This is a genomic window from Pedobacter fastidiosus, assembly GCF_014306625.1.
GTDB lineage: Bacteria > Bacteroidota > Bacteroidia > Sphingobacteriales > Sphingobacteriaceae > Pedobacter > Pedobacter fastidiosus.
Genome location: NZ_JACRYL010000001.1, coordinates 236,778 through 249,872 on the forward strand (window position 1 = coordinate 236,778; position 13,095 = coordinate 249,872).

A 13,095-nucleotide genomic window follows, 5' to 3' on the forward strand; every position below is an offset into this window, starting at 1 on the left:
ACAACTCGTTTTTTCACTTGAATTAAATCCTTAACTCTATTTCCGAATTGGAATGCAAAGATATAATTCGTTTCTTTGTACTGCAAATTTTTTTTAAAAAATATTTTAATGGCGCATAAAGCAGGTTTTGTTAGTATAATAGGTAAACCAAATGTAGGTAAATCGACCCTCATGAATGTGCTTGTAGGCGAGCGACTTAGCATCATTACGCCTAAGGCTCAAACCACAAGACACCGTATTTTAGGGATCGTAAATGAGGAAGATTATCAGATTGTTTTTTCTGATACTCCAGGTATAATCAAGCCAAAATACAGCTTACAAGAGAGTATGATGAGCTTTGTTAACGGATCTTTAACCGATGCAGATGTACTTTTGTTCGTAACAGACATCAATGAAGAGCACGATGAAGAAGATGTTTTGGAGAAAATTTTGAACCGAGATATTCCAACAATCGTACTGATTAATAAAATAGATAAAGCACTTCAAGATCAGGTTGATGAGAAGATTGCCTACTGGCAAGAAAAGCTAAATCCGGTTTCCATCCATGCAATTTCTGCGTTACATAAACACAATGTCGACGGAATTATGGATTTGGTTCTAGATTTATTGCCAGAACACCCAGCATATTACGATAAAGAAGAATATACAGATCGTTCTGAACGTTTCTTCGTTTCGGAGATTATCCGCGAAAAAATCTTCCTAAATTATCAGAAAGAAATTCCTTACAGCACCGAAGTTATCGTTAAAAGTTTCAAGGAAGAACAACTTAAAAATGGCAAAGGCGAGATGATTCGCATCAGTGCAGAAATTGTGGTAGAACGCGATTCTCAAAAAAACATTCTAATTGGTACCGGTGGCAACATGCTGAAGAAAGTCGGTACGGAAGCTCGGATGGAAATTGAGAAATTTTTAGATAAAAAAGTCTTCTTAGAGATGTTTGTAAAGGTGATTCCCGATTGGAGAAGCAAAAAGAACTACCTAAAGAGCTTCGGTTACGATAATTAAGCGTACCTTTGCAGCCCGAAAGAAATCGGTTAGTAGTTGATAGTCAATGGTTGATAGCCAAATCATTTAAGCGTAATGCGTAAATATCCCGACCATTAACTATAAGCCATTAACTATCAATAATACAGATCATGAGTAACATTATAGCCATCGTAGGCAGGCCGAACGTAGGCAAGAGCACCCTTTTTAATAGATTAACCGAAAGTCGCAAAGCAATTGTTGATGATTTAAGTGGCGTAACCCGCGATAGACATTACGGTGTTGGCGAGTGGACCGATAAACAATTTACAGTAATTGATACTGGTGGTTATGTAGCCAATTCGGAAGATGTTTACGAAGCTGCAATTCGCGAACAGGTAATGATTGCGATTGAAGAAGCTAGCGTTTTAATCTTCATGGTTGATGTTACTACAGGCATCACCGATTTGGATGATGATATTGCTCAGGTTTTACGTAAAAGCAACAAGCCCGTTTTTGTAACGGCAAATAAAGTAGATAATACAGCTTTACATAGCGAAATCAGCACTTTTTATGGTTTCGGTTTAGGTGAAGTTTTTCCGTTATCTTCAATGACGGGTTCTGGAACAGGAGAATTGTTGGATGAAATCATCAAAAATTTCGAAGATATTCCTGAAGAAGAAAATCAATTGCCTAAAATTACCATTGCTGGTCGCCCAAATGTGGGTAAATCTTCTTTGGTAAATGCCTTAATTGGTAAAGAACGTAACATTGTAACGGCAAATGCTGGTACAACCCGCGATTCAATTAAAATTCATTACAACCAGTTTGGTCATGAATTTATGCTGATTGATACCGCTGGATTGCGTAAGAAAACCAAGGTGAAAGAAAATCTTGAGTTTTATTCGGTAATGCGTACCATTAAAGCTTTAGAAGAAGCTGATGTTGTTATCTTAATGATTGATGCTCAGGAAGGAATCGAAAGTCAGGATATTAATATTTTCCACCTTGCCGAGAAGAACAAAAAGGGGATTGTAATCTTAGTAAACAAATGGGATTTGATCGAAAAAAATACGCAAACGATGAAAGCTTTCGAAGAGCAGATTCACGAGCGGATTCGTCCTTTTACAGATGTACCGATTATCTTCACTTCAGTATTAAATAAGCAACGTATTTTTAAAGCAATTGAAACGGCTTTAGAGGTATATAAAAACAGAAGCAAAAAAGTTCCTACATCGAAATTGAATGATGTAATGTTGCCGTTGATCGAGAAATTCCCACCGCCAGCACTAAAAGGAAAGCACATCAAAATTAAATACATCACTCAAATTAATGCCACTTCGCCAATGTTTGCATTTTTCTGCAACTTGCCACAGTACATCAAAGATCCGTATAAACGTTTCATTGAGAATAAATTGAGAGAGAACTTTGATTTTTCTGGTTCTCCAATTCAGATTTATTTCAGACAGAAGTAAGAGATAAGACTAAAGCTAAAAGACCAAAGTCTAAAGCGATGGTTAGGTTTTAAAATAATTATAAAGCAGGGTTTGCATGAGTTGCAAATCCTGCTTTTTTGTTTTCTTAGCCAAGCCATCATCTAGAATAACCCGTCATCTCGATCGAGTTCCGATTTTTCATCGGAAGAGGAGAGAACTGTGTTGTTAATTTAGGTTTCTCCTCGCGAAAAGCTCGTTCGAAAGGACGGTGTGGTGGGAAATCCCATGCGTAAAGGACAGTGTTTTAGATTTCCAAAAACCTTTCTACCTTCGTATCCATGCAAATCCAAGTATTAAACAGCCAAAGCAACGACATCGATACCATTTTTGAATTTTATGATTTCGCCGTAGCACATCAAAAGAAAGTATTTAACAAACATTGGCAAGGCTTTAGTTTGGAATTGGTTTCACAAGAAGTTTCAGAAAACAGGCAATATAAAATCTTGGTTGATGGTATTGTCGCCTGCGTTTTTGCAGTTACATTTGATGACAAATTAATTTGGGGCGATCGCGATCAGGATTCCATTTATATCCATCGGATTGTTACCCATCCAAATTTTCGCGGATATTCTTTTGTCAAGGAAATTATCAAATGGGCGAAAAAATACGCCTCAGAAAACAGCATTAAATACATCCGAATGGATACTTGGGCCGATAACGAAAAGCTCTTAGAATATTACACTGCTTGTGGTTTCGACTATGTTGGTGTAGTTACCATGAACGAAACTGAAGGTTTGCCCAAACATTACGAAGGCATCAGTTTAAGCCTCTTTGAAATTGTAGTGTAGTCTATCACTTCTTCTCGCTCAATAACTTTAACGTATAATCTAAAGATTCCTTTCCTGCCCAAGCTTGATGACCGGTAACAACAATCTTAGCATCAGGATATTTTTGCTTCAAATTTTTTATGGCCGTGGGCCATTGGGCTAGGTTTGCCTCAACGATATAACCTAAATCTTTTGCCTCCGTACTTTTAACTAGGCAACCTCCAAATAAGACTTTATCCTTCTCGAACCAGATCACGATATTATCTTTTGTATGGCCCTCGCCAGCAAAAAAAGTATTTATTTTGTAACCATCAACAACAAAAGTTGTGTCATTTGAAAACGTAAATTGTGGGCGCTCTAGTTTTTCAGTCTTTAAAATTTGATCAGTTTTTTTGCTCGTATAAGTTTTAATTCCTTTAGCTTTAAAAAAGGCCAATCCGCCAGCTCGGTCTTCATGCGAATGTGTTGCAATGTCTAAAATAACTTTCTTGTGGTGCTTGGTTTCAATGCTATCTAAAAAAGGCTGAAACTGTGCCGAATCCCAAGGAGCATCAACCACCACAACACCTTTACTCGTTACCAGATAAACTGAATTAGCATCAGTAATTGTTCCCTTATAATCATGATAAGTAGTGTAAGAATATAAATTTCCCGTTAGATGTTTTATTTTGATTTTTGGGTTTTGGCCTAGAGCAACTGAAAAAATAAAGCTTAGGGTAATTGAAAATAGGTAACGCATCGTAAATAGTTTATTTAATTAGAATTTTCCAGACCATCATGTCATCCACTTCGCCAACGTGTACAAAATTGTTTTTCTCTAGTATAGAATAAGAAGCAACATTGTCTTTAGCGGTAGAAGCGAAGATTGATTTAACTTTCGGCTGCGCTTTAGCCCATTCAATTATCCTGCCAACCGCTTCCGTCATAAATCCCTTTCCACGAAACTCCTCATAAGTTCCATATCCAATTTCGATTTCTCCATTTGGATCAGGTTCGCCAACAAAACTGATATCGCCAACTATTTTATTATCTGGTTTGGAGATGATTGTCCAAAGCGTATTGTACAGATAATCTTTATCCTTATCGAATACATTTGGCAAAATGGTTTCCTCTAATGCTTGTTGAAGCGTGGGAGAGATGTTTTTTTTAGTTGGTAAAAGTCCAAACTCCTGCTCTAAAGAATGATCATCTTTAATGTATTTTAAAAGTTGATCGTGGGTTAAAGGCTTTAATATGAGTCTTTCGGTTTCTATCATTTTGAGAACGGTTTATTAGATAACCGAAGATAGTTTTTTGAGTTTTAAAATATCTGTTATTTTATTTAAGTTTTTGTTAACTCAAATATTGGGTTGAAGAAAAGCCTAACCAACAATTAAAGCTTTGCTAATTGATAAATCGACAAGGTATTTGGAAAGCAAAAGCGGTGCTTATCGGCTTCGGTAGTCCCGCTCTTTGCTTTAATCTTTTTGATGAAATTTCTGTTAACAATGAATTTCTTTGCAATCAAAAAGGATTAACGCGTTGATCGGGTTTAGCTAAATAAAATCATTGCAAAAACTTAATTTCTTAAACATTAGGGCAAATGAAATACTGTTTGCAAACGTCGTAGGTTTTTAAAACCAACAAGGTGTAGATAAAACATTTATCGTTTGGTGTCCCAACCGGCCGAAATTGAAGACTATTGAAGATTAGCCAATGCCTGTTTTACAGCATTATCATTCTGGTTAACCGCTTTGTAATAACCAACATCACCTAAATAATAACGGCAAAGTAAGGCTTTCAAATCGTTTTGAATAACCGCTTTTGAACTGTACAACTGAAGCCGATCTATCTGCACATTTTTACGTTGAATGAAACCGATAAAATCTTTAAAATCGTTGTCGTTAATGTTGAAGATATTGATGTTCTGTTCTACAAAACTTGCACTGTATCTGCTGGTTAAAACATTGAAAACAAAATCGGAAAGAATTTTTTTACTGACTAAATTGCCATAAAATTTATTGTAACCTGTAGTGTCTAGTTTTACAAAAACATCGGGCTGGATGCCTCCACTTGTTCTGCCTTTTTTTACGGACGGAACATTAACTCCTTCGGCTTTTTCTACAGTATCCTGAAAAGATGTACGATCACCTGTGAGTTCACCATCAGTCATGCGTTCATCAAGCTCGTGTTTGTAAGCATCATAACCTTTTTTATATGATTTTTGAATGCTCCTGCCAGATGGCGTATAATATCTTGCTATGGTTAAATTTAAGGCAGAACCATCGCCAAAAGCAAATTGTTCTTGCACCAAGCCTTTGCCAAAAGAACGGCGACCAACAATAATACCTCTGCCTAAATCTTGAATCGCACCTGCCACAATTTCACTTGCTGAAGCGGTATTTTCATTAATTAGGATGGCCAGTTTTCCCTGTTGGAAAGAGCCATTTCCGGTAGAAAAATAATCTGTACGGGGTTCGTGCTTGCCATGAGTATAAACAATTAACTTATTTTCTGGCAAAAACTGATCGGCTAAGCCGGTGGCTGCGGTAAAATAACCGCCGCCATTATCGCGTAAATCTAGAATGAGTTTTTTCATTCCCTTAGCTTTAAGGTTAGTTGCTGCGGTTGCAAAATCATCATCCGTATTTGCACCAAATTTGCTAATTCGAACATAACCCGTTTCGTTATTGATCATATAAGAAGCATCAATACTGCTCACATTTACCTTGCCTCTAGTAACCATTAACCTGCTCGGTTGGGGCATTCCGGCTCTTGTTAAAAGTACGCTAACACCACTTCCAGCTTTGCCTTTAAATCGGCCGGTAAGTTGTTCTTTAGGTAAATTTCTGCCACTTACAAAAGTAGAATCTATGCTTAAAATTTTATCGCCAAGTTTAATTCCTGCCTGATAGGCTGGCCCATCTTTAACCACTCCGGTAACCATCATGGTATCGTTAAGCATATAATATTCTATGCCCACACCTTCAAAATTTCCTTCTAAGTTATCGGTCATATCTTGAGCGTCAGAAGGCGGAAGATAAACGCTATGCGGATCGAGTTGATGGAGAACGCTGTCAATTGGCAAATTTTGTAAAGAATCTGTATTGATGTCGTCTACGTAATTCCTGTTGATGATGTGAAGAATTTCATCTAGTTTTTCGGAATTGTTATCAGCAAGTTTTGTGTTTTTTTGAACGCCATAACCTTGATCTTTGATGAATTTTATGCCCAAAAACATTCCAACTATTAAGATCACAGAATAGCTTAAAGATATAAGTAGATTGTTGCGGGTGTTTTTTTTCATCAGCGTTGCTGCAAATTTATGAAAATTAGCGGGTTGATTAATTTTTTAACTCCATTTTACTGTCTTTTGTTTATAATTTTTAACATAAATTAACTCGGCGATTTATAAGATTGGAGTTTGAACACATATTTTTGAATTTTTAAGACAGTTTTTAGAAAGAATTTACCGAATTTTATCAAAATTTAATTTATGGATAGAGTAACCGAGCATGAATCCAACTACAACCACATTGATGAAATGTCGGTGATGGAAGTTCTGCAGGGCATTAATAACGAAGATAAAACTGTTGCTTTTGCTGTAGAAAAATCTTTGCCTCAGATAGAAAAATTAACAACGGCTGTAGCCGAAAGAATGAAAAAAGGCGGTCGTCTTTTTTATATTGGAGCAGGTACAAGTGGCCGATTAGGTGTTGTAGATGCTTCCGAATGTCCGCCAACTTATGGCGTTCCTTTCGATTGGGTTGTGGGGATAATTGCTGGTGGCGATACGGCCATTAGAAAGGCGGTAGAGTTTGCTGAAGATGATGCTGAACAGGCTTGGAAAGATTTGCAGGAATTTAACATTAACGAGAAAGATTGCTTAGTAGGTTTGGCCGCATCTGGTACAACGCCTTATGTAATCGGTGGTTTAAATACGGCTCGCAAAATGGGCGTTTTAACTGGTTGTATTGTTTGTAATACTGGTGGGCCGATTGCTGCAGAGTCTGATTTTCCGGTAGAAGTTGTTGTGGGTCCTGAATTTATTACAGGTTCTACACGAATGAAATCTGGAACCGCTCAAAAGCTCGTTTTAAATATGTTGAGTACCACAGTAATGGTTCAATTGGGGAGAGTTGTTGGCAATAAAATGGTCGATATGCAGTTAACTAACCATAAACTGGTCGATCGTGGTGTGCAAATGGTAGCCAATGAATTGAAAATTCAATACACTGAGGCCGCCGATTTGTTAACACAATACGGAAGCGTTCGCAAAGCTGTTGCTGCAGGGCAAAAACAACCTCATTAGGAAATAATTGAATTATAGAATGAGAGAGTGAATGTAAGATTGAATTATTTGTATTGGCCAATTAAGATGACCATTCATTTTAATCATGATTCATTCATTCAATAATTATTAAAAATGCACGAAATAGAGCCTTATTATCAGTGGAGAGATGAATATATTTCGGCGGAAGATGAGCGTTCGCCATTTTACAATACCGAATATTCTGAACTTTATTTCGATAAACAGATTTATAACTTTTTACTGCACCCGCAATGGGACGAATTTGGATCGAACACACTTTATATGAAAGTGCTGTTTGCAGATTACGACCGAAGTTATGCCATAATAGAGTTTATTGGGGAATGGAATGACGCCATAAACAACGATATTATGTTGTTAAAGCGAGATATTCTCGAGCTAATGATGGATGAAGGCATTAATAAATTTATCCTAATTGGCGAAAATGTTTTAAACTTCCATGCGTCAGATGACAGTTACTATGAGGAATGGTTTCAGGAAGTTGAAGATGGCTGGATTGCTGGCATAAACTTTAGCGACCATGTAATTAATGAGTTTAAAGATAACAACATCGATTACTTTATAAACTTTGGCGGCGCTTTTGATGAGATGCCTTGGCGCACATTGAAACCTTTACAATTCTTTAAAAAAGTTGAAGAGCAACTGACAAAAAGATTGAATTAAAGCTTTATTTTTATATAATTTAAATACACAAAATTAAAATGGAACAACAAAATTTTCAATATCAAAAGAATAGTGTTTTTGTACAGGAGGGATCGGTTTCTAAAAAATTCTTTGCAAGCGTTTTTACGTGGATGTTTGTGGCTCTGGGATTATCAACAATAGCAGCGTACTTATTTGGCACCAATCTGGAGTTGATGCAATATTTAAGAGTGGTAAACCCACAAACTGGGAAAATGAGCACTACCATTTTTGGTTACATTGCTATGTTTGCCCCACTTGGTTTGGTTATGACAATTAGTTTTGGATTAAGTAGACTGTCATACGTTGCTTTAGTATCGCTATTTGTACTTTATGCAGCATTAACAGGCGTAAGTTTAAGCTTTATATTGTGGGCATACACCTCTAATTCTGTAGTTAGCTGTTTTGCTGGTGCTACCGGGATATTTGGCATTATGGCTTTTATGGGTTATACCACAAATGTTGATTTAAGTAAATTTCGAACTATTTTAATGGTAGGTATTGCTGGGATCATCATTGCTACATTGATTAATTTCTTTATCCGAAGTGAAAGTTTTAATTTGCTTTTGGCTTACGCCGGTGTTGCGGTATTTACGGCTTTAACAGCTTATGATGTTCAAAAGATTAAAAGAATTGGAGAAGGGATTGAGGCAAGCGGAGATCAGGTATTGTCTATAGATGCCAAGAAAACTTCCATAATTGCTGCGCTGTCGCTTTATCTGGATTTCTTGAACATATTTATCTTCTTACTGCGAATTTTCGGAAATAGAAAGTAATTCGATAAACAGAACAATATTCTTAAGGCTGTGCAGATTTGCATGGCCTTTGTAATTTTATTTGGCAGCAAAGCGATAATTTTTGGAATTGATGTTGCTTTGTTGCATTTTTGTATGCTTATTAAGAAAGACGGAGGGATTAGACCCAAAGATGTCTTAGCAACCTGTGCCAACAAGGTGCTAAATTCTAATCTCAGCAGTGGCGAGAGAAGATAAGTTTAGGGAGGTAATCAATTGCCAACTTTTAAGATAAGCCTTTTTTTAAGTATCGGGTATTAGGTATCAAATATCAAGCATGATAAGCTTGCCTTGGTTTCTATAATCCGAATGCCTGTATTAATAATTCAAGAAAATCTTGATACTTAATACTCGCTACTTGCTACTACAAACAAATGAGCATTAGAGAAGAATTAGAAAAACGTATTTTAGTAATCGATGGTGCGATGGGTACCATGATTCAGCGTTATACATTATCTGAAGAAGATTTTAGAGGGGAACGTTTTGCAAATCATCCTTGTGATGTAAAAGGAAATAACGACCTTTTGAACATTACTCGTCCGGATATTATTAAGGCCATTCATTTAGAATATTTGCAGGCTGGTGCAGATATTATTGAAACCAATACCTTCAGCACACAGCGCATTTCCATGGCTGATTATCAGATGGAAGACCTTTCTTACGAGATGAGTTTCGAAGGTGCTCGTGTCGCAAAAGAAGCTGTAAATGAATTTATGGCAGCCAATCCAGATCGTAAATGTTTTGTGGCTGGCGCTGTTGGTCCCACAAACCGCACACTTTCCATGTCGCCTAATGTGAACGATCCTGGTTACAGAGCCGTTTATTTTGATGAATTGGAAGCTGCTTATTACGAGCAAGTTCGTGGTTTGGTTGATGGTGGTTCTGATGTGCTTTTAATCGAAACTATTTTTGATACTTTAAACGCTAAAGTGGCTATTGTTGCCATTAAGAAATACGAGGAAATTATCGGTAGAAAACTGGAAATTATGATTTCTGGTACCATAACCGATGCTTCTGGCAGAACACTTTCCGGACAAACTGCTGAGGCATTTTTAAATTCGGTGATGCATGCCAAGCCTTTAAGTATTGGTTTTAACTGTGCTTTGGGTGCAAAAGAAATGCGTCCGCACATTGAGGAACTGGCGGCGAAAGCAGGATGCTATGTTTCTGCTTATCCAAATGCAGGCTTGCCAAACGAGTTTGGTGCTTACGATGAACAACCACATGAAACTGCACATTTGGTTGATGATTTTATCGCCTCTGGTTTTGTAAATATTGTGGGTGGCTGTTGCGGCACTACGCCAGAGCATATTGGTTGTATTGCTAAAAATGCGAGAAAGGCATCGCCAAGAAAAATCCCTAAAATTGAGCCATTTATGCGCTTGAGTGGATTAGAACCAGTTACCATTACACCAGAAAGTATCTTCGTAAACATTGGCGAAAGAACCAATATCACAGGATCACCAAAATTTTCCAAATTAATTTTAGGTGGCGATTACGAAGCTGCGCTTGCCGTTGCCTTGCAACAAGTAGAAGGTGGTGCGCAGGTAATTGATGTGAATATGGATGAAGGGATGCTGGATTCGGAAGCCGCCATGACTAAATTCTTAAACCTAATTGCTTCTGAACCGGATATTGCAAAACTGCCAATCATGGTCGATTCATCTAAGTGGTCGGTTATTGAAAATGGTTTGAAATGTTTGCAGGGAAAGGGAATCGTTAACTCCATATCTTTAAAAGAAGGAGAAGATAAATTCCGGGAGAGTGCCCGCAAAATTATGCAGTATGGCGCCGCTGTTGTGGTAATGGCTTTTGATGAAAAAGGTCAGGCAGACAACTACGAGCGGAGAAAAGAAATCTGCAAGAGAAGTTACGATATTTTGGTTCACGAAATTGGTTTCCCAGCGGAGGATATTATTTTCGATCCAAATATTTTAACCGTTGCAACTGGGTTAGAAGAGCACAATAATTATGCTGTCGATTTTATAAATGCCACAAGGTGGATTAAAGAAAACCTGCCTTATGCTAAAGTAAGTGGAGGGGTTTCTAATATCTCATTCTCTTTTAGAGGTAATAATACCGTTCGCGAAGCGATGCACTCTGCATTTTTATACCATGCTATTCAGGCAGGTTTAGATATGGGAATTGTAAACGCTGGCATGCTTGAGGTTTATCAAGAAATTCCACCAGAACTTTTAGAGCGGGTAGAAGATGTTTTGCTTAATCGCAGAGATGATGCTACTGAGCGTTTAGTAGAATATGCCGACACGATTAAAAGTAAAGGAAAAGAAATTGTTCGCGATGAGGAGTGGCGTAAGAACTCTGTTGAAGAAAGATTATCGCATTCTTTGGTAAAAGGAATAGTAGAGTATTTGGATGATGATGTAGAAGAAGCTCGTCAAAAATATGCTCGCCCAATTCAGGTTATCGAAGGCCCATTGATGGATGGGATGAACATTGTTGGAGATTTATTTGGAGCAGGAAAAATGTTCTTGCCTCAAGTGGTAAAATCTGCAAGGGTAATGAAAAAGGCAGTTGCTTATTTGTTGCCATTTATCGAGCAGGAAAAATTAGATAATCCCGATCAAAATCAAAGTTCATCAGCAGGACGAGTTTTAATGGCCACCGTAAAAGGCGATGTTCATGATATTGGAAAAAATATTGTGGGTGTGGTATTGGCTTGTAATAACTTCGAAATTGTAGATATGGGCGTGATGGTTCCTGCACAGGAAATCATTAAAAAAGCCAAAGAAATTAATGCCGATATTATTGGTTTAAGTGGCTTGATCACGCCATCGTTGGATGAAATGGTTCATTTTGCCAAAGAAATGGAACGTGAAGGTTTTACCATTCCGTTGATTATTGGCGGGGCTACAACTTCTAGGATTCATGCTGCCGTTAAGGTTGCACCAAACTATTCTGGTCCTGCAATTCATGTTTTGGATGCTTCGAGAAGTGTAACGGTTTGCAGTACCTTGATGAATCCTGAAACTAAAGACGACTACGTTGCGGGAATTAGAGCCGAATACGATAAAGCTAGAGAAGCACATTTAAATAAGCGTTCTGATAAACGATTTAAAACAATCGAAGAGGCTCGAGAAAATAAGTTTAAGATCGATTTTAAAGAGAATCTTCCTGTTCCAGAATTTACCGGAACTAGGGTTTTCGATAATTATCCGTTAGAAGAATTGGTTCCTTATATCGATTGGACACCATTTTTCCATACTTGGGAACTTCGTGGCAGTTATCCAAAAATATTTGATGATAAAAATGTTGGCGATGAAGCGAAAAAACTGTTTGATGATGCGCAAGTATTATTAAAGCGGATTTTGGATGAAAAATTGTTAACCGCAAGAGGTGTAATTGGTTTTTGGCCAGCAAATTCAGTTGGAGATGATATTGTTTTAGATGTAAGAGGTAAAATGGAAAATGGAATGGAAAACCCATCATCCATCTCACATCTTCCATCTTCGGTTACCATTCACACCCTCCGCCAGCAGGCAGAAAAAGTAGATGGACAACCTTACTATGCACTATCTGATTTCATTGCTCCGAAAGAAAGTGGCATCCAAGATTATTTTGGTGGTTTCGCCGTTACAACAGGGATTGGGGTTGATGAGTTAGTTGCCGAGTTTGAAGCCAATTATGATGACTACAATAGCATTATGGCAAAAGCATTAGCCGACAGGTTAGCAGAAGCTTTTGCAGAACGGATGCATGAGAGAGTGCGTAAGGAATATTGGGGTTATGCAAAAGATGAAAACTTAAGCAATTCTGAATTGATTAAGGAAGAATATGCAGGTATTCGTCCAGCGCCTGGTTACCCCGCTTGCCCCGAACACACCGAAAAGGGAACTTTATTCCAGTTGCTTGATGCTGAAAAAGAGATCGGCTTACGCTTAACAGAAAGTTACGCCATGTATCCAACGGCTGCGGTTAGTGGTTTTTATTTCGCACATCCAGAATCGAGATACTTCGGATTGGGAAAAATTACCAAAGATCAGATTGATGATTACGCAACTAGAAAAGGCATGTCTGTAGAGGAAGCAGAAAGATGGCTGAGCCCGAATTTGGCGTATTAATCC

10 protein-coding genes and 1 riboswitch are annotated in these 13,095 nt (G+C 37.7%); of the genes, 7 read left to right on the plus strand and 3 right to left on the minus strand.

Annotation, left to right across the window (positions count from 1 at the left end):
- Positions 1–108: 108 nt before the first annotated feature.
- The 3 genes from era (at position 109) to H7U22_RS01065 (ending at position 3,247) form a co-directional block, all read left to right on the plus strand.
- Positions 109–1,005: a GTPase Era gene (gene era, locus H7U22_RS01055; RefSeq protein ID WP_187069484.1), complete on the plus strand. Its 897-nt coding sequence runs from the start codon at positions 109–111 to the stop codon at positions 1,003–1,005.
- 131 nt (positions 1,006–1,136) lie between these two features.
- Positions 1,137–2,438, plus strand: a complete 1,302-nt coding sequence (der, locus tag H7U22_RS01060) for a ribosome biogenesis GTPase Der (protein WP_187069485.1) — start codon at positions 1,137–1,139, stop codon at positions 2,436–2,438.
- Between the two features lie 299 nt (positions 2,439–2,737).
- A complete protein-coding gene (locus tag H7U22_RS01065; RefSeq protein ID WP_222621773.1) occupies positions 2,738–3,247 on the plus strand; it encodes a GNAT family N-acetyltransferase in 510 nt (169 codons plus the stop codon).
- Positions 3,248–3,251: 4 nt separating this feature from the next.
- On the opposite strand, the gene blaB1PEDO is transcribed toward H7U22_RS01065, so the two are convergent.
- The 3 genes from blaB1PEDO to H7U22_RS01080 form a co-directional block, all read right to left on the minus strand.
- Positions 3,252–3,965, minus strand: a complete 714-nt coding sequence (gene blaB1PEDO, locus H7U22_RS01070) for a PEDO-3 family subclass B1 metallo-beta-lactamase (protein WP_187069486.1) — start codon at positions 3,963–3,965, stop codon at positions 3,252–3,254.
- A gap of 10 nt (positions 3,966–3,975) precedes the next feature.
- A complete protein-coding gene (locus H7U22_RS01075) occupies positions 3,976–4,482 on the minus strand; it encodes a GNAT family N-acetyltransferase (protein WP_187069487.1) in 507 nt (168 codons plus the stop codon).
- Between the two features lie 422 nt (positions 4,483–4,904).
- Positions 4,905–6,512: a S41 family peptidase gene (locus H7U22_RS01080; protein WP_187069488.1), complete on the minus strand. Its 1,608-nt coding sequence runs from the start codon at positions 6,510–6,512 to the stop codon at positions 4,905–4,907.
- 189 nt (positions 6,513–6,701) lie between these two features.
- Between H7U22_RS01080 and murQ the strand changes: the two genes are divergently transcribed.
- The 4 genes from murQ to metH all read left to right on the plus strand — a co-directional run bounded on the left by murQ (position 6,702) and on the right by metH (position 13,092).
- Positions 6,702–7,517 (plus strand): N-acetylmuramic acid 6-phosphate etherase, encoded by an 816-nt coding sequence (gene murQ / locus H7U22_RS01085; protein WP_187069489.1) that lies wholly within the window; start codon positions 6,702–6,704, stop codon positions 7,515–7,517.
- A 114-nt stretch (positions 7,518–7,631) separates the two neighbouring features.
- The gene (locus H7U22_RS01090; RefSeq protein WP_187069490.1) at positions 7,632–8,198 is read left to right on the plus strand and encodes a hypothetical protein; all 567 of its coding nucleotides are present in this window, start codon (positions 7,632–7,634) and stop codon (positions 8,196–8,198) included.
- Positions 8,199–8,236: 38 nt separating this feature from the next.
- Positions 8,237–8,992 carry a Bax inhibitor-1/YccA family protein gene (locus H7U22_RS01095; protein WP_187069491.1) on the plus strand — a complete coding sequence of 252 codons (756 nt, stop codon included), beginning with the start codon at positions 8,237–8,239 and terminating at the stop codon, positions 8,990–8,992.
- Between the two features lie 115 nt (positions 8,993–9,107).
- Positions 9,108–9,211: riboswitch (SAM riboswitch) on the plus strand.
- 173 nt (positions 9,212–9,384) lie between these two features.
- Entirely contained in the window at positions 9,385–13,092 is a 3,708-nt protein-coding gene (gene metH / locus H7U22_RS01100) for a methionine synthase (protein ID WP_187069492.1), read from the plus strand.
- The last annotated feature ends 3 nt before the right edge of the window (positions 13,093–13,095 follow it).